24 protein-coding genes, 4 tRNA genes and 1 pseudogene are annotated in these 21,221 nt (G+C 36.2%); 14 read left to right on the top strand and 15 right to left on the bottom strand.

The genetic code is table 11. The features are described from left to right. Positions 1-3 precede the first annotated feature (3 nt). From F6K54_RS14655 to F6K54_RS14645, 3 genes are all read left to right on the top strand, one after another. A complete protein-coding gene (locus F6K54_RS14655) occupies positions 4-339 on the top strand; it encodes a DUF6883 domain-containing protein (protein WP_293078654.1) in 336 nt (111 codons plus the stop codon). A 9-nt stretch (positions 340-348) separates the two neighbouring features. Then, positions 349-591 carry a DUF4926 domain-containing protein gene (locus tag F6K54_RS14650; protein ID WP_293078652.1) on the top strand — a complete coding sequence of 81 codons (243 nt, stop codon included), beginning with the start codon at positions 349-351 and terminating at the stop codon, positions 589-591. A gap of 230 nt (positions 592-821) precedes the next feature. Beyond that, the gene (locus tag F6K54_RS14645) at positions 822-1,082 is read left to right on the top strand and encodes a UPF0175 family protein (RefSeq protein WP_293078650.1); all 261 of its coding nucleotides are present in this window, start codon (positions 822-824) and stop codon (positions 1,080-1,082) included. Between the two features lie 577 nt (positions 1,083-1,659). On the opposite strand, the gene F6K54_RS14640 is transcribed toward F6K54_RS14645, so the two are convergent. The 10 genes and pseudogenes from F6K54_RS14640 to F6K54_RS14595 form a co-directional block, all read right to left on the bottom strand. Continuing rightward, positions 1,660-1,732 (bottom strand) — tRNA-Arg (locus F6K54_RS14640). A gap of 4 nt (positions 1,733-1,736) precedes the next feature. Then, a tRNA-Val gene (locus F6K54_RS14635) sits at positions 1,737-1,808 on the bottom strand. Between the two features lie 57 nt (positions 1,809-1,865). Continuing rightward, positions 1,866-1,941: transfer RNA gene (locus F6K54_RS14630), tRNA-Met, on the bottom strand. A gap of 10 nt (positions 1,942-1,951) precedes the next feature. Next, positions 1,952-2,049: transfer RNA gene (locus F6K54_RS14625), tRNA-Leu, on the bottom strand. A 214-nt stretch (positions 2,050-2,263) separates the two neighbouring features. Then, entirely contained in the window at positions 2,264-2,542 is a 279-nt protein-coding gene (locus tag F6K54_RS14620; RefSeq protein ID WP_293078648.1) for an HNH endonuclease, read from the bottom strand. Positions 2,543-3,140: 598 nt separating this feature from the next. Then, positions 3,141-3,776 carry a GNAT family N-acetyltransferase gene (locus tag F6K54_RS14615; RefSeq protein WP_293078646.1) on the bottom strand — a complete coding sequence of 212 codons (636 nt, stop codon included), beginning with the start codon at positions 3,774-3,776 and terminating at the stop codon, positions 3,141-3,143. 76 nt (positions 3,777-3,852) lie between these two features. Further along, positions 3,853-5,026, bottom strand: a pseudogene (locus tag F6K54_RS14610) (RNA-guided endonuclease InsQ/TnpB family protein). Next, positions 5,014-5,427, bottom strand: a complete 414-nt coding sequence (locus tag F6K54_RS14605; protein WP_293078644.1) for a hypothetical protein — start codon at positions 5,425-5,427, stop codon at positions 5,014-5,016. The pseudogene F6K54_RS14610 and the gene F6K54_RS14605 overlap by 13 nt, the downstream one beginning before the upstream one ends. A gap of 299 nt (positions 5,428-5,726) precedes the next feature. Next, complete coding sequence (locus F6K54_RS14600) at positions 5,727-6,059, bottom strand: XisI protein (protein WP_293078642.1); 333 nt, start codon at positions 6,057-6,059, stop codon at positions 5,727-5,729. Between the two features lie 55 nt (positions 6,060-6,114). Beyond that, the gene (locus F6K54_RS14595) at positions 6,115-6,465 is read right to left on the bottom strand and encodes a XisH family protein (protein WP_366558140.1); all 351 of its coding nucleotides are present in this window, start codon (positions 6,463-6,465) and stop codon (positions 6,115-6,117) included. Between the two features lie 371 nt (positions 6,466-6,836). On the opposite strand from F6K54_RS14595, the gene minC reads away from it, so the two are divergent. From minC to atpC, 6 genes are all read left to right on the top strand, one after another. Beyond that, positions 6,837-7,619 (top strand): septum site-determining protein MinC, encoded by a 783-nt coding sequence (gene minC, locus F6K54_RS14590; protein ID WP_293078640.1) that lies wholly within the window; start codon positions 6,837-6,839, stop codon positions 7,617-7,619. A 515-nt stretch (positions 7,620-8,134) separates the two neighbouring features. Then, positions 8,135-8,941: a septum site-determining protein MinD gene (gene minD, locus F6K54_RS14585; protein ID WP_293078638.1), complete on the top strand. Its 807-nt coding sequence runs from the start codon at positions 8,135-8,137 to the stop codon at positions 8,939-8,941. Positions 8,942-8,981: 40 nt separating this feature from the next. Further along, complete coding sequence (locus tag F6K54_RS14580; protein ID WP_293078636.1) at positions 8,982-9,149, top strand: hypothetical protein; 168 nt, start codon at positions 8,982-8,984, stop codon at positions 9,147-9,149. Positions 9,150-9,346: 197 nt separating this feature from the next. Further along, a complete protein-coding gene (minE, locus tag F6K54_RS14575; RefSeq protein WP_293078634.1) occupies positions 9,347-9,631 on the top strand; it encodes a cell division topological specificity factor MinE in 285 nt (94 codons plus the stop codon). Between the two features lie 1,185 nt (positions 9,632-10,816). Next, a complete protein-coding gene (gene atpD, locus F6K54_RS14570) occupies positions 10,817-12,277 on the top strand; it encodes a F0F1 ATP synthase subunit beta (protein ID WP_293078632.1) in 1,461 nt (486 codons plus the stop codon). Positions 12,278-12,637: 360 nt separating this feature from the next. Further along, positions 12,638-13,045: an ATP synthase F1 subunit epsilon gene (gene atpC, locus F6K54_RS14565; RefSeq protein ID WP_293078630.1), complete on the top strand. Its 408-nt coding sequence runs from the start codon at positions 12,638-12,640 to the stop codon at positions 13,043-13,045. A 1-nt stretch (position 13,046) separates the two neighbouring features. Here atpC and F6K54_RS14560 read toward each other — a convergent pair whose 3' ends face one another. The 3 genes from F6K54_RS14560 to F6K54_RS14550 all read right to left on the bottom strand — a co-directional run bounded on the left by F6K54_RS14560 (position 13,047) and on the right by F6K54_RS14550 (position 14,580). After that, on the bottom strand, positions 13,047-13,343 hold the full coding sequence (locus tag F6K54_RS14560) for a hypothetical protein (protein ID WP_293078629.1): 297 nt from the start codon (positions 13,341-13,343) through the stop codon (positions 13,047-13,049). A gap of 199 nt (positions 13,344-13,542) precedes the next feature. Next, entirely contained in the window at positions 13,543-14,163 is a 621-nt protein-coding gene (locus F6K54_RS14555; protein ID WP_293078627.1) for a DUF3177 family protein, read from the bottom strand. A 189-nt stretch (positions 14,164-14,352) separates the two neighbouring features. Further along, positions 14,353-14,580, bottom strand: a complete 228-nt coding sequence (locus F6K54_RS14550) for a Calvin cycle protein CP12 (protein ID WP_293078625.1) — start codon at positions 14,578-14,580, stop codon at positions 14,353-14,355. 727 nt (positions 14,581-15,307) lie between these two features. Between F6K54_RS14550 and iscB the strand changes: the two genes are divergently transcribed. Next, a complete protein-coding gene (gene iscB / locus F6K54_RS14545; protein WP_293078623.1) occupies positions 15,308-16,597 on the top strand; it encodes an RNA-guided endonuclease IscB in 1,290 nt (429 codons plus the stop codon). An 11-nt stretch (positions 16,598-16,608) separates the two neighbouring features. Here the strand turns inward: iscB and F6K54_RS42940 are convergent, their stop codons facing one another. After that, complete coding sequence (locus F6K54_RS42940; protein WP_366558139.1) at positions 16,609-16,848, bottom strand: hypothetical protein; 240 nt, start codon at positions 16,846-16,848, stop codon at positions 16,609-16,611. A gap of 76 nt (positions 16,849-16,924) precedes the next feature. On the opposite strand from F6K54_RS42940, the gene F6K54_RS14535 reads away from it, so the two are divergent. The 3 genes from F6K54_RS14535 (at position 16,925) to F6K54_RS14525 (ending at position 19,590) form a co-directional block, all read left to right on the top strand. Continuing rightward, complete coding sequence (locus F6K54_RS14535; RefSeq protein ID WP_293078621.1) at positions 16,925-18,181, top strand: FIST N-terminal domain-containing protein; 1,257 nt, start codon at positions 16,925-16,927, stop codon at positions 18,179-18,181. Between the two features lie 181 nt (positions 18,182-18,362). Next, positions 18,363-19,031: a transposase gene (locus F6K54_RS14530; protein WP_293078620.1), complete on the top strand. Its 669-nt coding sequence runs from the start codon at positions 18,363-18,365 to the stop codon at positions 19,029-19,031. Beyond that, on the top strand, positions 18,988-19,590 hold the full coding sequence (locus tag F6K54_RS14525; protein WP_293078618.1) for a transposase: 603 nt from the start codon (positions 18,988-18,990) through the stop codon (positions 19,588-19,590). Before F6K54_RS14530 ends, F6K54_RS14525 begins: the two co-directional genes overlap by 44 nt. A 267-nt stretch (positions 19,591-19,857) precedes the next feature. On the opposite strand, the gene F6K54_RS14520 is transcribed toward F6K54_RS14525, so the two are convergent. Then, positions 19,858-20,949 (bottom strand): metallophosphoesterase, encoded by a 1,092-nt coding sequence (locus F6K54_RS14520; protein ID WP_293078616.1) that lies wholly within the window; start codon positions 20,947-20,949, stop codon positions 19,858-19,860. A 91-nt stretch (positions 20,950-21,040) separates the two neighbouring features. Between F6K54_RS14520 and F6K54_RS14515 the strand changes: the two genes are divergently transcribed. After that, the gene (locus F6K54_RS14515; protein ID WP_293078614.1) at positions 21,041-21,211 is read left to right on the top strand and encodes a hypothetical protein; all 171 of its coding nucleotides are present in this window, start codon (positions 21,041-21,043) and stop codon (positions 21,209-21,211) included. Positions 21,212-21,221: the final 10 nt, after the last annotated feature.

Genomic DNA, 21,221 nt, shown 5'->3' with positions numbered 1-21,221 from the left:
ACGATGGAACTACCTAATAAACATCAAGCAGACTTAGGAAATAAAATAGAAAACTATTGTCTTAATCCTAATCATCAAAAGGGTAAGAATAAAGCTACTCTCTTTCAAAATAAATTAGGAATTAATTTAACCAATGCAGATATTCTTAAAAAGGAAATTAAACAAGCTGCTATCAATGAATCAGTTATTATTCGTAAAGTTAATGAATATGGTACACACTATAATATGAAATTATTGCTCAAAACTGATGTAGGAGAATCTTTAATCTTAGTGGCTTGGATAATTCGTAAAGGAGAAGATTTTCCTAGATTAACTAACTGTTATCCTGTTAATAAATGAGGTATAATAATGAACACATTCAAAGAATTAGATATTGTCGCTTTAACCCAAGATAGACAAACAACCCACTTTGAAACAAAAGAACCTATTATCTTATGTAAAGGACAAGTAGGAACAATTGTTATGGAATATGATGACCAAGTATTTGAAGTTGAATTTTCTAATAATGATGGAACAACTTATGCAATGGAAACGATTCCTGCTAATCAATTAATGTTATTACATTACGAATTAGTCGAAGCTATTGCTTAATATAGATTTAAAGGCAGATCGGTTATCAGTTATATCATGTCCGGTTGAACAGTGATAAATAAATAACTACGGAGGAGTCAGTCCTCAGGAGTCAGGAGTCAGGAGTCAACCCACCCCTAACCCCTCCCAGGAGGGGAAGAAAGAAGAAGAACTCGAGTTGAAGGAGAAAGTTTTTTTATAACTAATTATCCGGACATGATATTATACTATTCTTAAAACAAAAAAAAACTATGAGCAAACTAACTTTAGAAATTTCCGAGCCACTAACAGAAGCATTGCGAATACCACCTGATGAAAAACTCTCCCGTGTCCGTACTGAACTTGCCGTGCGACTATACCAAAAAGGTTTACTTTCTTTTGGCAAAGCTCGTGAGTTAGCACAGATGAGTAAATGGGAATTTCACTGGTTACTCGGTAAAGAGGAAGTGGAGCGTAGTTATGATTTGGAAGAGTTGGAAACAGATTTGAATACCCTGGAGACTTTGAGCTGAAGTTGCGATCGCATAGCAGAGGGCAATTTCTGGGTCAGTTTGACATTGGTTGGTGGCGATAGTACTACATACCACTACGCGATACTGCTGACGCAACGCTCCGCGAACGCACTGCTTTACATCACAAAAAGTGGGCATTCAAGCTAATGTTAGGCCAAATTTGGGGTAAAATTTGCTTCTTACTCTATAATTCTACACCTAAAGTGAGAATGAAACAGCCCTGCCCTTTCAAAGGCAGTAGGTGGGGATGCCTTCTGCCTGATTCAAATTGCAAATTGTCTAGCGTGCAAGTTATGAGAGCGTTTTCTGCGCTTTCTCAGTTACTAAGGGAACTCCGCCGATGAGTTACCACACACTCTTTAAAGGATTGCTACTTTGAAGCCAACCTATCGGGTTCTTCGCACTCCCCGTTCTCACGCGCCCACTATTTTTATAGTGTTACTCTTCCTCTCGTACTAAGTATGTATGCTCTAAATGTTGGGTCACGCTAGGAACAATTGCACGGGTTAGTTTTAAATAAAGTCAATGAAAATAACCTCCTTTTTTAGTTGTACATTTTGAACATTGATCTGTTCAACGCCTCCACCAGGATTTGAACCTGGAACCTTCACTTTAGAAGAGTGTTGCTCTATCCATTGAGCTATGGAAGCATAATACTCCTGGCGAGATTTGAACTCACAACCACTTGCTTGTAAGGCAAATGCTCTACCATTGAGCTACAGGAGTATAAAAGCGAGTGGTGAGATTTGAACTCACAAAAAGACTTTACATCACACCTGCATTTGGTGGCGGAGGTGAGAGTTGCACTCACTGATTTTTAGGTTATGAACCTAATAAGCCACTCTTGCTTCATCTCCGCGTGCCACCAATACCCCTGACTGGAATCGAAAACGCAGTTCCTCCCCAGGAGGCACCAGCAACATCTAGATTCTAAGTCTAGCGCCTCTTCCTGTTGGGCTACAGGGGTTAGGATTTACAGAACGATAATTACAGCAGATTTCGGGCAAATGATGTACAGGATAAATCGTGAAAATATTGTAGTACGAACATCTTGCCCGCGCGGGTGTACCTCATAACAACGGAAAGCACTGTATTATTTTGTCTAATTTTATTGATCTCTACTTACAAATGCTACTACCAATTATTGAAGTTATTTTCCCGATCGCTCATAATAAAATTTCTTACCTTCGGCGGTGTACTTGTATCCTTTTATTTGAGTTTTGTTTGCTTACCCACAACAGAAAATTTTGCATTTTTGGCTCATGTTTCAGTTTTTCAACAGTGTTTAATTCTTGAGCTAAACGCTTATTATCAAAGAAGGCATGAACTTGCCGATGACAGGCCGAACAAATATCAATAGTGGGACCTGGGTTAATTTTTTTGCGTTTGGTGTTTTGTTTGGGAATTAGGTGATGGACGGTTAATTTTTCCATCTCCCTTTCACACAGTTCGCATTGCATAGAGGTGTGTTTTAATATCTTAAATTTCTCTTTTTCTCTAACATTTACTCCTCCTTTATTTACGGAAAATTTGTAATATGGGATTATGCGATCGCCAATATTCTCAAAATCATTACTACCTTATACTACAATACAAGGTTTGATTTTCCAGATTTAGAGACATTCCCATAACTGGCATAAATATATACTACATAATATATTACTTTTTTGTCAAGGGGTAGAGAAAAATTTTTTGTAGTTCTGTATCGTCATAGTGAATAACGGCTGAAATATGGACTATACTATTGTTGAAGAAAGTTGAAGTGACTAACTGTTTCGCTATACTGCAAAAAAAATTACATACTCTCAGGGCTTACGCACGAGGAACGAAAAAGTAGCGTTTGAGATTGCTTCCCTATCACTCGCAATGACAGAAAAATGTTCTACTGCATAAGTCCTAACTCTAATATCTCTTGAAGAAAGTGAATGAGACCACCTTTTACCGAAAAATTGTGGTCTAAAGCTCCCCTTTTAAGAGGATAACAAAATAGAATATTCCATATTTCAAACCTCCTTATTGTAGGGGTACTGATAACTGATAACTGATAGCTGAAATTACCTAAACTGCCTTAATATAGGCTATTTGAGTATTAACCCTCCGGAAACCCACCGACTCATAAAGTCGCGTTGCACCCGAAAGATTATCTGCATCAACATACAACATCACCGTTTCCATCCCCTCTGCTTTCAACAACTTCAGCGCCGACAACAAAATACCACTACCTAATCCCCGCTTCCTGAAACCACGTCGGGTGCCAAGGAGACTAACTAAACCATCTTTGCGTTTATTCAACTCATTATTTTCTGGGTGAATCTGAAAATCACAACAAGCAGCAAAAGTACCATCAGGCGCAACTGCAACTAAACTTAATTCCGATTGATATTTAGGATCATTGAGTTTATCCTTCACAGACTCAACAGTAATATCTTGATGATTCCAATGGTCAATAAAAGTTTGATTCAACATTTCTGCCCAAACTGCTGCATCTGCTTCATTATCTATATGTTTTAGGGTAAAACCTTCTGGAAACTCAGCTTCTGGAATAGGGTCAGTAAGCGATCGCTCCATCATTAAAAAATACCGCCCTATTTTAAAACCACAACTTTCTAATAAAGCTATACGTTCAACATTATCACTATGTCCTCCAGACAGCAGTTTAACTTTGACATTTCTTTCCCGACCGACTTCCCCCATCCGTTTCTCTCCCCACTCCAGAATTTGAGCTTGTGAACTACCGAACGCTTAAATCAAAGATTTAAGCGTCGGCTTCCTACCCAGAAACTAGCGTAGTAGTGGATTTCTTACGTCCTCTACTGCTACGTCTTACAGTTTGGCGATCGGCTTGATCCCGTGTCCCACAGGAAATAATTCGTAGTCCCTCGTCTCTGAGAGAAATAGCTGCGTTAATATCTCTGTCGTGTGTAGTATTACATGATTGACAAGTCCATCGCCTGATATCAAGGGGTAAGCTACCCATCTGATTTAAGCAAACATGACAAGTCTTAGAACTAGGAAAGAACCTATCAACTTCAACATAGGTTTTACCATTTTCTTCTGCTTTATATTTCAGCATACTCATAAACATTCCCCATCCTACTTGCCCTATTGCTTTAGCTAGACAATGGTTTTTCATCATACCTTTAACGTTGAGATTTTCTGTTACTATGACTTGGTTTTCGTCAACTATTCTACGCGACAGTTTGTGTAGAAAATCCTCACGACAGTTAGTTATTTTGCGGTGGACTCTAGCAACTTTCTTTCTAGCTTTATTACGGTTATTAGACCCTTTTTCTTTTCTAGATAGTTGCTGTTGTTTTCGTTTTAAATTTTTTTCATATTTAGTCAAAAATCTTGGATTATCATATTTTAAACCTGATGACGTTGTACAGAAGTGAGTTAACCCAACGTCAACCCCTACAGCTTTTCCTTCTGTTGATGATAATGGTTTCTCTTTACCATCTTCAAATAAAATTGAAGCAAAGTATCGATCGCAACAGTTTTTACTGATGGTTACAGTCTTAATTTTCCCCTCAATGGGACGGTGAATAACAGCTTTTATATCTCCTATTTTGGGGATTTTTAAGTAATCAGATAAAACCCTAACATTTTGAGGGTATTGAATTGACTGCTTTCCATGTTTTGATTTAAACCGAGGATATGCGCGTTCTACGTTCAAAGAAGTTATTGAAAGCTACACCGAGATTTAAACACACTTGTTGTAAGCAAGACGAATAAGCCAAGGATAACCATTCATACTCTTTTTTAAGTTGAGGTATTAGCTTCTTAATTTCATACCCTGACAATCCTTTTCCTGTTTCTTTATATGTTTGGTTCATCAAATTCAGACAGTAATTCCACAACCAGCGACAATTGCCAAAAGATTGACTTAAGGCTTCTTGTTGTTGGCTATTGGGGTAAAGTCTTACTTTGACTACTTTAAGCATAAGGAGCGAATTTTATTTGCTATAAAGCAGTATATCATAAAAACACTGGCATTCATCCGAACACCATAAACTTGTTTTGGTGTCGGGCTTCTGCCAGATTCAGCTAAATTATTGCCTTTAGTCTTAGGATCAACTCGAAACCACAAAATACCTGCAATATCTTCCCCTATTTCTGGAATCATCAATCCCGCAATAGCCATAACTTGACGGTTGCTATCTTCCCATAAACAAATATCGCGCTGCTTGTCTACAGAGGGAGTTTCCAATTGCATGAGCATTTCTGCCGAAGAAGGCCATTCATGGAATTGATGAGCTGATTCACTACTATTTAGCAATTGAGCGATCGCCTCTAAATCTGTTTCACCTCCATAAAAACGAGGTGTTAATGTTTTGATGATCATTATTACCTGATTGATTTAATTGCCAGTTCAAACAATAACTTATTTATAGCTTCATTAATGGATAATGGATAATTGATAATTGATAATTACCTGTGGTTAAAACCGCTACGGAATTGAATATAAGGAAATATTTTTTCTTCTCTTGGTCGATTGGATATGGTTAGGAAACCCATCCATCCCTCGACCGCTTTTTTCCCCTTAAAAGGGGAGGCTTCAAGGCGCGAATTATTTAATTATTAATTATTAATTATTAATTATTAATTATTCGGTAATTCACTTTAATAAACGTGCAAGATATATCATACGCCTAGTCCAGTATATTCTCTTACATAAGCAGGTTGTAAGCCTAAAACAATATCTTGTGGGGGAACTCCTTCAGCAATTAACCTATCACTAATTGGTAAATCAGTTTGATTTCTTTGAATCCAAATTTTTTCATTTTTTATCTCTAAATGAATTACACAATTATAAATTCGTTGGTGCTTTTGCCAACCTAAATCAATTAATAAATAACGTTCCCTTTCTTGATCAAAAACTATTTCTGTTTCTATGTCTTCATCTAAGGAGTTTCCTTGAGTCTGCTCCGTTAAAAACTTTTTAATAATAGTACGATACTTATTTAATTTATCCATTGTATAACCTCCTGATTAATTGAGTCATAAACTAATAATTTAACTTGATATTTTTTCAGGGATCTTGAGGTAAATCTCGATGAAAAAATGATATATATGCAGCAATAGGCACTGCCAAATAGAGAACTCTTTCAGGTTCTACTTCTTCTAATACTAAACGATAATTTAAGAATTGTCCTAAAGCTAAATGAAAATCAAAAATAACTGAGTCATTGAGGAAACTTTTAATTTCTACCGCTATCTTATCTTTACCCTTTCTTGCTGCTAAAATTCTCTCTGCACCTAAGTCAATGGAAATTTTATCTTCTTGACCATATCGAATTTTCAAAGGATCATCTGTAATCTCCCATCCTTGTTTTTCTAAACCTATTTTTACAGAATCATGAAATTTATCTCTGGCTGACATAATAACTTTTAAAATCTTAAAAATTTGTTTTATAAAGGAGTTTATTTATTCATAAACTTTATCAAAAAGCCTTTGAATGATATTGTCAAAGACAAGATAAAAGCTGGGGAATTGTTGACTGTATTTCATTTATTGTAATGAAAGAACGAATGATAACAGAAGCATTAACTACAGATATTCATTTTGTTCAAGCAGGATTTAGAGCGTTATTAAAGAATTCTTGATTAAGAAGGACAAAGCTATGCCTAAAGTTTCAAATAGTTTAGAAAAGGAAATGATTATATAGAGCAATAGCAAAACTCTTAATTAATAACTGATATGATAAGATAGTATGGCAAAAAAAAAAGATTAAAAATTAAATTCCATACTCTATGTCCTCTGATGATTCTATCTCAACAACTCCCCCCTCTACACCAGAAGTAAGTACCAACTTACAAGTCAGATTCAAAACAGAGGAAGGAAAATTGTTATTACTATTGCCACCAGAATTTAATAACGGTGAGATAGAAAATCCAACTGCTATGACTTGGACAGAAATTTGGCAACAGTTCAAGCAACGCCTCAAAGCAGGAGAAAGATTTTGGCAGCCAAAAACAGAGGTACAGCTCATTGCTTTTGACCGCTTATTAGATACTCGTCAACTACAAGAAATAGCTGAAGCTCTTTTAGAAGTAGAACTAGAATTAACCACAGTTCAGACTTCACGTCGCCAAACTGCTGTAGCAGCAGTCACAGTAGGCTATTCTGTAGAGCAAAAATCTGACATTACTACTCTCAACCAAGCTCCTACAGAAAAAGTTCAACCTATGTTTGAACCTTTATATTTACAGATGACCATTCGTTCCGGAGTAGAAATTAGGCACCCCGGTACGGTAGTAATTGTAGGAGATGTTAACCCTGGTGGTTCTATCATTGCCGATGGAGATATTTTAGTGTGGGGCCGTTTACGAGGAATAGTCCACGCTGGTGCTAAAGGAAATTCTCAAAGTGTAATTATGACTTTACGGATGGAGCCAACTATTATTAGAATTGCAGAGCAAGTAGCTAGAGGGCCAGAAACACCACCAGCTCAATTTTATCCTGAAGTTGCTTATGTAATGGACCGAGGGATTCGTATTAGTAGAATGGTAGACTTTGCTAAGATACGCCGTTAATGAAGTCAGAAGTCAGAAGTCAGAAGTCAGAAGTTAGGGGGAATTTACAGGAGGTAGTCGGATATTTCTAAAGTTAACTTCAAATAGCAGATTTTTTAGAGTTTATATAAAAAATTGGGCAGTGAAATAATTAGGGCTTGCTGAAAAAGTCTTTTTAAGGAGTAGGGGAGCGGGGGAGTAGGGGAGTAGGGGAGTAGGGGAGAATTTTTTTGCCCAACTATGCGCTAAAAATGCGCTCCATGCATGACCATGAAGAGCTGAAAACCATGTACTTTTTCAATACCTAAAAAGGCTAAAATCTTTATCTGGTAATTATTTGAGATTTAATCAGCAAACCCTAATTATTATGCTGTTAGCTGAATCGCCGAGAAGCCCACACTATAGCACCAGCTTAGTGTGGGAGTATGTCACAAGCTCTAAACTTAATTTAAAATACTCAAATAATATCTAAAATACCAAAATAATCTCTGAGTTTTGACACATACAATTCTTTATTTCTTAATTTCTAATAGCTTATGAGCAGAATTATTGTTGTTACTTCTGGTAAAGGTGGAGTGGGAAAAACTACTTGCACAGCAAACTTGGGCATGGCTTTAGCTCAACAAGGTCATCAAGTAGCCCTAGTTGATGCAGATTTCGGGTTAAGAAATTTGGACTTACTACTAGGTTTAGAAAACAGAATTGTCTATACGGCAGTAGAGGTTTTAGCAGGAGAATGTCGCCTCGAACAAGCAGTAGTTAGGGATAAAAGACAACCTCGGTTGGCACTTTTACCTGCTGCTCAAAATCGAATGAAAGAAGTAGTTACCCCTCAACAAATGCAAGAGTTAGTCAATATGTTAATACAAAAATATGACTATATCCTAATTGACTCTCCTGCTGGAATTGAACAAGGTTTCCAGAACGCGATCGCCCCTGCCAAAGAAGCTATAATTGTTACAACCCCAGAAATATCTGCCGTCCGTGATGCGGATAGAGTAATTGGCCTTCTAGAAGCCAATAATGTTAAGAATATTCATCTGATAGTTAATAGGATTAGACCTCAGATGGTTCAAGCTGATGAAATGATGTCAGTACAAGACGTAGAAGAAATTCTTGCTATCCCACTGATGGGAATTATTCCAGATGATGAGAAGGTAATTGTATCTACTAACCGAGGCGAACCTTTAGTATTAGCAGAAAAAGTTTCTTTAGCAGGCTCAGAATTTGCTAACATTGCTCGTCGTTTAGATGGAGAAAAAGTAGATTTTATTGACTTAAACCCCCCAAAAGAAAATTTCTTTACTTGGTTGCGTAAATTATTATCATTTAAAATTGTTTAATATTGAAGAAGGAAGAAGGAAGAAGTAATATCATGTCCGGTTGAATACTTACACTTTGGAGGAGGTAAGGCAGCGGGAGCTGGAGGCAGGAGGCAGAAGGAAAGAAAAGGTTAGAAGGGAAAAGGTTTTTTATCACGCTATTATCCGGACATTATATAAAAAAAAGTGGATGGGGATAGTCAATGACCTGCCATTTCGTGTCTTATAAACCCAACCAATAGACATAGCACTACGCAAATAGGTTAGGACATTTATAAATGCTCAAACTAAGTCAGATATAACTTTTAACTTTTAAATTTTGACTTGCGCGTAGCGCTATAACACCTTGTAGGCGACGGGGTATTAAATCTAAAAAAAAGAGCGCAATTAACTGAATAAATCAACTATTAAATTAACAATAAGCTAATGTTAAATGAAATTATAGAAAAACTTTTTTCTAGAAATACTTCTAGTAGTCGTAATGAAGTTAAGCGTCGTTTGAAGCTTATTATCGCTCATGACCGTGCCGATGTTAATCCAGAAATAATTGAGGCCATGAGAAAAGAAATTATGGAAGTAGTATCTCGCTATGTTGAAATAGATGACAGTGATTCAGAATTTTTGTTAGAAAATAATCAAAGAGCTACAGCATTAATAGCAAATTTACCTATTAGACGTATTAAAGCTAAGTCAGATATTCAGAATAGTTAAATTATTTCAGTAAGTATCTTTAAACAATTAATAATTAATAATGAATAATGAATAATTAATAATTAATAATGAATAATTAATAATTAATAATTACCTCTTATTTTCAAGGAGAGGATTGACTAATTATGAAAATTTTTCTTTATTATCCCCTTAAAATGGGGAGGCTTTAAACCACAATTTTTCGGTAAAAAATTAATTTAAAATTTGCTTGAAATAGGAAATAGATAATTTCAGTTATCAGTTATATCATGTCCGGTTGAATACTTACACTTTGGAGGTCCGAAGGCAGGAGGCAACCCACCCCTAACCCCTCCCAGGAGGGGGAGGCAGAAGGGAAGAAAAGGCGCTCATGAGAAAAAGTTTTTTATCACGCTCTTCTCCGGACATGATATTATCAGTACTTCTGGAATAAGGAGACTTGAAATAAGGAATATTCTCTTTTTTTATCCTCTTATACCATTTATCAAAAACTTTTCTACATTTTGTTGAACAGGGGACTCACACCTAACCCCTCCCAGGAGAGGAAACAGGGGAGTAAGTAGGGAAGTTGCATGCAACGTCCGTACAGGGAGAAGTAAAAAGTAAGAATAATTAACATTAACTAGGCTATTTTAAGCAAAAAGGTGATTATAGCTGTTTTAATTAATTAATAACTGAAGTCTTACCCCAGTATAGCGTTACTTTTAGGAACTGGTACTAAAAGAGGAGGCTTTAGACAAAAAAAGCGATCGCTAATTTCTTAAATCAATTTGACCAATATTTTCTGAGCAAAACACATATCAAAAGATTCATTTGAAAAAATTGACAAAAATTACATAAGATGATAATGCTTTCAAGTTTGATACAAAAAATTCCTCAGCAAAATAATTAATATCACCTTTGATGAACCTTTCAGTGATAGTCTAAAAAATGACAGTGCAACTTGTTCAGTCGAAAGGCCCAAGTAAAAAGCCTGGATGATTCGATGTAGAGCATCGGTAGGGACAGCCCTGCAACAGAAAGCCCCTATTAGTGATATTAGGGAATCCCGCCCTGTCTCGTAGAGAAGTGTCGGGAAAATGTCAAAGAGCAAAATTAATCAAACAAGAAACCCACACTAAAAGCAACAGCAAACTTTCTGCCATAGCAGTACCAGTGTAGGTTAAATTAATTTGGATAGCTAAATAAGCATATAGAATAGATAGAATGGTAAGCACCGCAGAAAAAACAAACGTAGGACAAATTACTCAAATTATCGGTCCAGTTGTAGATGCTAAATTCCCTAGTGGAAATCTTCCAGAAATCTACAATGCCCTAACAATTACAGGTAAAAACGAAGCTGGACAAGATGTTTCAGTAACCTGTGAAGTGCAACAACTTCTAGGCGACAACCAAGTAAGAGCTGTGTCCATGAGTAGCACAGATGGCCTTGTGCGTGGTATGGAAGTAGTGGACACTGGAGCTGCAATTAGTGTACCTGTAGGTACTGCTACTCTAGGTAGAATATTTAACGTGATTGGGGAACCTGTAGACGAACTAGGCCCAGTGGGAACTGAGGATAAATCTGCCATTCACCGGGAATCTCCTAAATTTGTAGAGCTAGAAACTAAGCCTTCCGTTTTTGAAACAGGTATTAAAGTTGTAGACCTACTAGCTCCCTATCGTCGTGGTGGAAAAATTGGGTTATTTGGTGGTGCGGGTGTAGGTAAAACCGTTATCATCATGGAATTAATTAATAACATCGCTAAAGCTCACGGTGGAGTATCCGTTTTTGGTGGTGTGGGAGAGCGGACTCGTGAAGGTAATGACCTTTATAATGAAATGATTGAGTCCGGAGTAATTAACCCAAAGAACCTCCCCGATTCTAAAGTGGCCTTGGTTTACGGTCAGATGAACGAACCACCAGGGGCAAGAATGCGTGTAGGTCTATCTGCTCTAACAATGGCGGAATATTTCCGGGATGTTAGTAAGCAAGACGTACTACTTTTCATCGACAACATCTTCCGATTTGTACAAGCAGGTTCTGAAGTATCTGCACTTTTGGGAAGAATGCCATCTGCGGTGGGATATCAACCTACCTTGGGTACAGAGATGGGTGAATTGCAAGAAAGAATTACATCCACAAAAGAAGGTTCTATTACTTCTATTCAAGCAGTATATGTACCTGCGGATGACTTGACAGATCCAGCACCTGCTACTACCTTTGCTCACCTAGACGCAACTACAGTATTGTCAAGGGGACTTGCTTCTAAAGGTATTTACCCAGCAGTTGACCCCTTAAACTCTACATCTACTATGTTGCAACCAAGTGTAGTAGGTGATGACCATTATGGTGTAGCTCGTTCTGTACAATCTACCTTACAAAGGTACAAAGAACTTCAGGATATTATCGCTATCTTAGGTTTGGACGAATTATCTGAAGATGACCGTTTAGTAGTAGCTCGCGCTCGTAAGATAGAGCGTTTCCTATCACAACCTTTCTTTGTAGCTGAAGTATTTACAGGTTCTCCTGGCCAATATGTGAAGCTTGAAGATACTATGAAAGGCTTCAAAATGATTTTATCTGGTGAGCTTGATGAGTTACCAGAACAAGCTTTCTATATGGTAGGTGGTATCGATCAAGTAATCGCCAAAGCTGAAAAAATTAAGGCAGAAGCATCGTCTTAATGACTATGTTGGTCGTTAGTTAGCGAGAAAATTTTGACAGTTGGCTTGTTGGTTATCGATGCTGAGACCGACGAGTCAACTGACAACTTAGTAACTAACACAAATGAAAAAGGCAGAAGGCAGGAGGCAGAGGGCAGAAGGGTTCATTAATGGATAATTGATAATGGATAATTGATAATTACCTCTGTTTAAAACTGTTCTTGATTGAATGTAAGGAAATATTATTTCTTTTTTCCCCTTAACAGGGGAGGCTTTAAACCAGAATTATTTAATTATTAATTATTAATTATTAATTATTAATTATTCAGCGTATCTGTCCTCTGCCTTCCCCCGAAAAAATAAACAAAAAATGATTGACAAATGACATTAACTGTGCGTGTAATATCTCCCGACAAGACAGTTTGGGACTCAGAGGCTCAAGAAGTAATCCTACCAAGTACAACAGGTCAATTAGGAATTTTAAGTGGACACGCTCCCATGTTAACTGCTCTTGATGCAGGAGTAATGCGAGTTCGTCCTCAGAAAGATTGGGTAGCGATCGCCCTGATGGGTGGTTTTGCTCAAGTAGAAGCAGATGAAGTAACGATACTTGTTAATGGTGCGGAAAAAGGAGACACTATTGACAAGGAAGCAGCTCGTATAGCTTACAATGAGGCTGAATCTAGTCTGGAAAAAGCTGAAAACGGCGACTTGCAAGCAAAAATCAAGGCCAAAAAAGCCTTAAAGCGAGCTAGAGCGCGTCTGCAAGCTGCTGGTGGGGTTAACTAAACTAAATTCCCACTTCTGCGAGCAGGGACTGCATTTGTTTCCTAGTCAGTCCCTGTTTAATATAAGTAGGAGATTCTGGATTGTAGGGACTAGCAACCAAATCGATACTAAGAATTTTAGCTGTTTCTGGTAATACAGGTATATCTGGGTCGAAAGCTGTAGGTCTCATTAGGGAACTAGAAAAACCTTTAAAAATAGCTATTTCATCTAGTTCTCCATCAATTTCAACCTTGACTATTAATACTTCATTCGGTTTTTTAATTGTGTATTTTTCCAAACGATGAGAAATGCTATTCATTTCTTTATTGATTGATAAAGCACTCTATATAATATCACTGAAAGTTATTCAGTAGATAGTTGAACAATTACTTATTAATTATTTACTCTCCTTAAAAAGCAGCGGAATGTGGGTTTTACTCAAAGGATTTTAAAAAAAAAATCTAGTTCTTTTCAAGGAGAGGTAATTATTAATTATTAATTATTAATTATTAATTATATTAATTGCCTGTTGCCGATCGCCCTTGTTTCTGTAACTTAACCAAAACAAAATAACAGAGAAAAATTGTATAGATAATTAATCCGGCAAACCCCAAAAAACCAATAAATTCTTGAGGCCAATCTGGATGGAAAATTTGTTTAAATAACCATGGAGGGTCTAACCAAACATTACAAAATGGATCTTCAAGTAAATCATTGCGGGATTTAAAAGCGCAGGCAAAAAAAGGAATTTGGAATAATGCTCCGATTAAATTATAAAATGTAGTAGCCCAACGCCAAGAAGTCAAACTAGCCTTCAGAGGAGAATTGCGTAATTCTCTAATTTCCTCATTCAAATCTACCCAAAACCATAAAGATATAGGAATTAAAATTCGAGCTATTAATGATGTTAAAAAACTGATAGGTACTGCTGCAATCATTAAGTAAACAGTAATTGCCAATAAACTAGAAACTCGCCAATAAGTAATCAATAAACGTTGAATAGCTTCAGACTTTTTGACAAAAGCCCAAATCAAAATAATTAGGGGTAGTACCACAGTAAATAATACCGCTAGCCTATAGTCCATCCAGACCCAAATTTCCAATCCAGAGGTGATGGCCATGGGTACAAAGTTTAACATAATTAAGTAACTTATAAAAATTTAACTATAATAGTAATTAACTTTAAAAAGTTATTTATGGTATATTTTTTTCTAGTGATAAGCAACTGAATTAATAAGTTAAATATTTCAGTTGCTTACCAGCCAAACATTAATATATTTAATGTAATAAACTACGATCAAATCGCTTATTAAATCAATGAATTGGCTCTAGTTGTCGTGTATTTTACACTCAGCAGCCTCAGGATTATCATCGCAATAAGTTTCCAAGGAACTTTTAGGTTTCTTTTCCTTTTGATGAGCAGACTCAGCTTGAAGCTCTTCTACCGAATCCCAAGCTACTGCACATTCCTTGGAATTAGCACCAGAAGCATCACAAATAGCACGAGCTTCTTCGCGTTCTTGTTCAATTTTTTCCTCAATGTTGTTATTAGTCATAGTTTTTTTATTCTTAACTTAACTTAACTTACTACCTACAATTCTTGGGACACAATTCCTAAATATAAAATTAAGGGTTAGAAATTGAAAAATAGGTCAGGTAAAGAGACAAATTAAAATTTTACCTCTTTATCATTTATATATGCTACGAGAGATTCCCAACCAAATGATCTTGATATTTTAAGATTCATTGACCAAAAAATCAATCTTTTAAGCTTTCTAAATGTCCATCTTACTAAAAAATACTTAATATATTAACATAATAGAAACGATAACCTGTTTGATAAGTAAAATTTATGAAATTAAATTAAAAATATTATGATAATAATTTAAGTAGTGCTATACCAATTAGAGTGAGTAATTGTACAAAAAATTGATGGTTATAAATATGGAAAATAAAGGATGATACAAATACTGGATTTGGACTTTGACAAAGGTTTTAATATTATCAATAGTCTATTTGCAGCACACCTTTGAAAAACCTAGCCAACCCTAGACATTATCTGAGGTTGTCTCTCAAAGGTTGCAGATTAAGTCTTAACTGACTACGTTGGCAGGTCACGACCAACATAAGTGAACTCCAGCTTATGTGCTGGTCACTCTAAATTAAGGACAGCGTTAAAGTACGCCAATCGGAAGTGGGTTTGATACCGATAGTGTTTAGGGTATTAACAAGCCTGGCCAACATGATCGAGGAACACTTTACTGAAAAGGAATAGACACCACAATGTCTAATACTAATTACGTTTTCGTAATAGATACAAACAAAAAACCATTACAACCTTGCAAACCAACTGTAGCTCGTAGGTTGTTAAATTCTGGTAAAGCTGCTGTATGGCGACGCTTTCCGTTTACTTTGATTCTCAAAAAAGCTGTTGAAATAGTTGTAAAAACAACTTTAACTCTAAAAATTGACCCAGGCTCAAAATTTACAGGGATGGCTTTATTAGAAGGAAACAAAGTTATATGGATGCTCTTAATTCAGCATCGAGGTTCATTAATTTCCGAAAAACTACAAAAGCGTTCTCAACGCCGTCGAGCTAGAAGAACAAAAAACCTCAGATACCGTAAGCCAGGATTACCCAACAAGAAAAAGCCTGAAGGTTGGTTAGCACCTTCTCTAGTCCACAGAGTCGAAACTATTATGACTTGGGTCAAACGATTAATCAAGTTTTGTCCAGTAGAATCAATATCAATGGAGCTGGTGAGCTTTGATACTCAATTGATACAAAATCCTGAAATAAATGGGACAGAGTATCAACAGGGTGAATTAGCAGGATATGAATTGAGAGAATATTTATTAGAAAAATGGGGTCGTCAATGTGCTTATTGTCGAAAAACAAATACACCACTAGAAATAGAACATATTCACCCCAAGTCAAAAGGAGGTTCAGACCGAGTATCTAACTTAACTGTTGCCTGTACTAAATGCAATCAGATAAAAAGTAATCAAGATGTCAAAGACTTCTTATCAGGAAAACCAGAATTATTAAAGCGAATACTTACTCAAGCTAGATCGCCTTTAAAAGATGCAGCAGCAGTTAATTCTACGCGGTGGAAATTGTTCAATAGCTTAAAGACTACAGGTTTGGAAGTAACTATAGGTAGTGGAGGACAGACAAAATTTAACCGCAGAAAGCAACAGTTACCCAAAGCACACTGCATAGACGCTGCTTGTGTGGGAGAAGTGAATCAGTTAAATTTCCAGACCACCCAAGCTTTAGTTGCTATATGCAAAGGCCAAGGAGGTAGACAAAAAGCAGCGGTCAATAAATATGGATACCCAATCAGGTACAACCCACTAAAACCGATAAAAGGTTGGAATAGTGGAGATTTAGCGTTGAATATTGAAACAGGGGAAGTAGGTAGAGTTAATCCTCGGTCAAAATCAAATAGTTTTAATTTCACAGTGCCAGGACAAAAAGCTAAAAGTGTTCATGTAAGCAAATTAAAAGTTGTACATAAAAAAGACGGTTATACCTATACATTTTGTCCACAGTTGTCGATAAATGTCTAGGAAAATGCCGTCTAAAACTTAACAGATTTAGCAGATTTGTATAAAACTTCCCAATAATTATTATCTGGTAAGGCATACACGAGCAAAAGCGTTTCGTGGACTGGAGAAATCATTCCCAATTTAGGTGGTCGAAAAGTTATCAAAGGAAGTAATGGCTTAAAGATGGATCGAGACTTAAATGGCGCACGGGGAATTTTTCTCCGTGCTTTGGTAGATACGCCCTCTCTGAGAAATTGTCTTTCGGAGTGCATTGTTAGCTTTGGTTATCAAAATAGTATCGGTGAAATATTAAGATTAGAAATATATTCACAAGGAGCCTCAATATAGATGCAGTGGTCAAACTCTATATCAACCCGTCCCTCATTAGAAGCAGCAGTTAAAGAAGTAGTAGAAAAAAGTTTAGAATCATTGGGAGCTACAGCAGATTTAGGACTGGTATTTATCTCCTCAGCTTTTACCAGTGAATATCCACGACTTATGCCCCTACTGAAAGAATATTTACCAGAAACAGTTATCGTTGGTTGTGGAGGCGGTGGTATAGTTGGTATGAATGATGATGGAAAACCACAAGAACTAGAACATCAACCAGCCATTAGCCTCAGTTTGGCACATTTGCCAGAAGTAACAGTAAAAGCTTTTCACATATCAGCAGAACAACTACCAGACTTAGACAGTTCTCCCGATGACTGGTGTAATCTAATCGGGGTACCTACCGTAGACAATCCTCAATTTATTATACTCGCTGACCCCTTTTCTGCGAAAATCAATGACTTGCTTCAAGGTCTAGATTATGCTTATCCTAATTCCGCTAAAGTAGGAGGATTAGCTAGTAGTGGCCCTACTGGCAACAATGCAGGACTTTTTTGTGAAGACCGCCTTTGTGAAGAAGGAGTTGTAGGAGTCTCTCTGTCTGGCAATATTATTTTAGAAACAATAGTAGCACAAGGCTGTCGGCCTATTGGTAAACCATATCGTGTTACAGAAGGAGAACGTAATATAGTTTTAGAAGTTGAAGAAGTTGTTAGTTCTGAACAAATAGTGGGTGGTATTAAACAATCTCCACTAGAAGCATTACAAGGCTTAGTACAAAATCTCAACGAACAAGACAGGAAACTAGCAGAGAATTCTCTTTTTGTCGGTATAGTAAGAGACGAATTTCAGCAAAACTTAAAACAGGGAGATTTTCTGATTCGTAATTTAATTGGAGTTGATCCTAAAGCAGGAGCGATCGCCATTGGCGATAAGGTAAGGGTGGGCCAACGAATTCAATTTCATTTACGAGATGCTAATACCTCAGCAGAAGATTTAGAAATTTTACTAAAGCGCTATCAAAGGGAAGTTTCTTTCGAGACTGAATCTACAAATAATGCTACTGCTTTAATGTTTGCTTGTTTGGGACGAGGAGAAGGATTATATGGTAAGCCTAATTTTGATTCTAGGTTATTTAGTAGTTATTTGAATATTCCTATCAGTGGCTTTTTCTGTAATGGTGAAATTGGTCCGGTGGGTGGTAGTACATTTTTACATGGTTATACCTCTGTATTTGGTATAATAAAAGTTATACATAAATCTAGTCTTATGTAGTTAAACAATGTCAAATATCTTAGTTAATTTGTACAAAATAGCTACTAAATATTTGACAAAATTTAATAACTCAAAGGCCAGATATTTAATGGCCTAATTAAGTAGGCTAAGAATTGAAGACTAAATAATAATAAAAATTCCTAAATGCTCGAATCCTAATATAATTTCAACTCCTGGATTTATGAGATTAGTTGAGAGACATATTATTCAAAAAAATCATCGGTTTTATTCTGAAATAGACCGACTGTGTTTTTTGTCGAAAAATCTCTATAACTATGCTAATTATTTGGTTCGTCAGTCTTGGATATTTGAAAAGAAAAATCTATCCTATTATGACTTGCAAAAAACACTTTCTACTCAATCAGACTATCAAGCAATGCCAGCTAAAGTATCTCAACAAATCTTGATGATACTAGATAGAAACTGGAAAAGCTTTTTAGCAGCGAACGAAGTTTATAAACAGAACCCATCAAAGTTTAATGCTCGTCCTCATCTTCCTGGATATAAAAATAAAATAACAGGAAGAAATATTGTAGTTTATACAACACAAGCTATTAGTAAGAGACAATTAAAAAAAGGAATTATTAATCCCAGTAAAACAGGGGTTTATCTAAAAACATTAGTACCTACTTCACAAATTAAACAAGTTCGTTTCGTCCCTAGACTAAACCATTATGTAATAGAGGTCATTTATGAAAAATGCGAAAAACAATACGAGCTAGAGAAAAATCGTTGTGCCAGTATTGATATTGGATTAAATAATCTAGCTACATTAACCTTTAATCAAGCCGGAATCAAACCCAAGAGTGATAAATGGCAGACCGTTAAAATCTATCAATCAATACTATAACAAAATTAAGAGTTCCTTACAATCTCAACTCAAAGAAAATCAATGGAGTAAGAGGCTGAAAAAGCTTTGTAATAAAAGAGAATTTAAAATCAACGATTACCTTCATAAATCATCTCGTTTGATTATTAATACCCTGATAGATCGGGAAATAGGAACATTGATAATAGGGCACAATGAAGAATGGAAGCAGAAGATAAATTTAGGGAAAAGAAATAATCAAAACTTTGTATCTGTTCCCTATAACAAATTAATAGAAATGTTATCTTATAAAGCCAAGATGGTAGGGATAGATGTAATAATTACAGAAGAATCTTATACGTCAAAAGCAAGCTTTATAGATAATGATTTGATTCCAGTGTACAGTGAAAGTGAGAAAAATTATGTCACCTTTTCAGGAAAAAGAGTAAAAAGAGGTTTGTATCGTACCGCAAGCAAAAGATTAATCAATGCTGATGTGAACGGTTCCTTGAACATTATGAAAAAAGCAGTCCCAAATGTCTTTGACCATGGGATAGAGGGTGTTGTAGTTCACCCAGTCAGGATAACTCCTGCAAAGTAAGGATATGTCTTATGTGACTATATTTTTATGAACTATTTGTCGTCAACCTTTTTGAATCAGGAAAACTGATAATTAGTAAAAAGTCAAAAGCAAAAAAATGGTAACTTTTGACTTGACTATATCCAGGAGTCAGGAGTAAATCATACTGGTCATAATTGAGTCAGTAATTGAGTGTTTATGCTGAATATTTTCTGGAGAATTTGACCGTTGAGATAAAAGCAATAACTGATGGCTGTTTGCGCAGCATTCCGCAGGAAATTTTTACGATTATTTCAACAGTAACGTAGCATTATTATCAATACTATTAGTGGCGCTAAAACTTTCAAAATATTGTCTAGCATGAGGTGGAAATTCAGGGAAGTTAAACACAGCATCACCACCCGCAATATCTGCCCAAAAATAACGCAGACTAGGAGCAAGTTTTTCTGCTTTTTCTGGTGATAAATTGACAGGAGGATTAGTCAAAAGTTTAAACATAAAACGAAAGGAGCGATCGCCAATCCAGTTTCGAGAAATATTGCTAAGATTGGGAAAATTTGGTAAGGAATTAACTCGATGACTTTCAATTTTTAAAGACTGTTGACCACTAGAGTCGGTGGTAAAATTAATGATACGATAAGGATGAGGATAAGTAACTAAAGAACCAGTGGTAATTTCATAAATTCCTTGATATTCAGCAATATCCTGAACATGAAGATGACCAGTAAATATCAGCTTAACTCCAGCAGATTGAAGAATATCTAACAATGCCAACCTATTTTCTAACATATAACGACGACCAAGGGAATTATTAGATTGATCTGGTAAATGTTCAATCACATTATGATGTATCATTACCATCACTAATTCCTCTTTCGTAGTAGTTAAAACCTGTTTCAACCAATCTAATTGTTCTGCTTCTAAACCACCTGTATATTCTTGTTTACCCGAACTATCAAACTGATTAGAATTAAGCCCAATTATTCGTACTCCAGGCAAAATTTGTTTAGTGTAATATAATCGTTCTTGGTAATCAAATCCACAATGGTGATAATAACTAGGAAAATCTGCCAAACCAATAGAATAGTCATTGGTAAATTTCGTTGGTACATCGTGATTACCGGGCACTACATAAACTGGATATGGAAGTGTAGCTAATTTTTTACTTAACCAGGTATGATTTTCCAGTTCACCATCTTGAGTCAAGTCTCCAGGTAATAGTAAAAAATCAATATCTAGCTTACTTAAATTTTCTAATACTACTTCAAAAGCAGGAATACTCACTTCTACTAAATGAAAACGATGCGCTTGTTCAGCAATAGTATTAGGAACTGCGATATGTAAATCACTAGCAATAGCAAATCTAAAATTCAAAGCCATCGAAAAAGTCCTCTGGAAATTAGGCTAAATCAATTATTAATTATTTCTCTAGATTTCCATTGTATTTCACAATCGGCGATCAATTAAAAATATGGCCTTAAAGAAGGATGGGGAGATGGGGAGATGGGGAGATGGGGAGATGGGGAGATGGGGAGATGGGGAGAGGGGGAGAGGGGGAGAGGGGGAGATGGGGAGATGGGGGGATGGGGAGATAAAGAAAGATCGGAGTAGGGAAAGAGGGAAGCAGTCGCCGGGGGCGTGATCTGACGACA

This window comes from Okeania sp. SIO3B5 (assembly GCF_010692555.1).
Classification (GTDB): Bacteria; Cyanobacteriota; Cyanobacteriia; order Cyanobacteriales; family Microcoleaceae; genus Okeania.
Note: the sequence above shows the minus strand (reverse complement) of the source record. Positions and strands in the feature narration are given on the sequence as shown.

Bases quoted from the DNA above. Each gene is read 5' to 3' on its own strand.
- F6K54_RS14655 (WP_293078654.1), top strand. From the start codon at position 4: ATGGAACTACCTAATAAACATCAAGCAGACTTAGGAAATAAAATAGAA.
- F6K54_RS14650 (WP_293078652.1), top strand. From the start codon at position 349: ATGAACACATTCAAAGAATTAGATATTGTCGCTTTAACCCAAGATAGA.
- F6K54_RS14645 (WP_293078650.1), top strand. From the start codon at position 822: ATGAGCAAACTAACTTTAGAAATTTCCGAGCCACTAACAGAAGCATTG.
- F6K54_RS14620 (WP_293078648.1), bottom strand. From the start codon at position 2,542: ATGCAATGCGAACTGTGTGAAAGGGAGATGGAAAAATTAACCGTCCAT.
- F6K54_RS14615 (WP_293078646.1), bottom strand. From the start codon at position 3,776: ATGGGGGAAGTCGGTCGGGAAAGAAATGTCAAAGTTAAACTGCTGTCT.
- F6K54_RS14605 (WP_293078644.1), bottom strand. From the start codon at position 5,427: ATGATCATCAAAACATTAACACCTCGTTTTTATGGAGGTGAAACAGAT.
- F6K54_RS14600 (WP_293078642.1), bottom strand. From the start codon at position 6,059: ATGGATAAATTAAATAAGTATCGTACTATTATTAAAAAGTTTTTAACG.
- F6K54_RS14595 (WP_366558140.1), bottom strand. From the start codon at position 6,465: ATGTCAGCCAGAGATAAATTTCATGATTCTGTAAAAATAGGTTTAGAA.
- minC (WP_293078640.1), top strand. From the start codon at position 6,837: ATGTCCTCTGATGATTCTATCTCAACAACTCCCCCCTCTACACCAGAA.
- minD (WP_293078638.1), top strand. From the start codon at position 8,135: ATGAGCAGAATTATTGTTGTTACTTCTGGTAAAGGTGGAGTGGGAAAA.
- minE (WP_293078634.1), top strand. From the start codon at position 9,347: ATGTTAAATGAAATTATAGAAAAACTTTTTTCTAGAAATACTTCTAGT.
- atpD (WP_293078632.1), top strand. From the start codon at position 10,817: ATGGTAAGCACCGCAGAAAAAACAAACGTAGGACAAATTACTCAAATT.
- atpC (WP_293078630.1), top strand. From the start codon at position 12,638: ATGACATTAACTGTGCGTGTAATATCTCCCGACAAGACAGTTTGGGAC.
- F6K54_RS14560 (WP_293078629.1), bottom strand. From the start codon at position 13,343: ATGAATAGCATTTCTCATCGTTTGGAAAAATACACAATTAAAAAACCG.
- F6K54_RS14555 (WP_293078627.1), bottom strand. From the start codon at position 14,163: ATGTTAAACTTTGTACCCATGGCCATCACCTCTGGATTGGAAATTTGG.
- F6K54_RS14550 (WP_293078625.1), bottom strand. From the start codon at position 14,580: ATGACTAATAACAACATTGAGGAAAAAATTGAACAAGAACGCGAAGAA.
- iscB (WP_293078623.1), top strand. From the start codon at position 15,308: ATGTCTAATACTAATTACGTTTTCGTAATAGATACAAACAAAAAACCA.
- F6K54_RS42940 (WP_366558139.1), bottom strand. From the start codon at position 16,848: ATGCACTCCGAAAGACAATTTCTCAGAGAGGGCGTATCTACCAAAGCA.
- F6K54_RS14535 (WP_293078621.1), top strand. From the start codon at position 16,925: ATGCAGTGGTCAAACTCTATATCAACCCGTCCCTCATTAGAAGCAGCA.
- F6K54_RS14530 (WP_293078620.1), top strand. From the start codon at position 18,363: ATGAGATTAGTTGAGAGACATATTATTCAAAAAAATCATCGGTTTTAT.
- F6K54_RS14520 (WP_293078616.1), bottom strand. From the start codon at position 20,949: ATGGCTTTGAATTTTAGATTTGCTATTGCTAGTGATTTACATATCGCA.
- F6K54_RS14515 (WP_293078614.1), top strand. From the start codon at position 21,041: ATGGCCTTAAAGAAGGATGGGGAGATGGGGAGATGGGGAGATGGGGAG.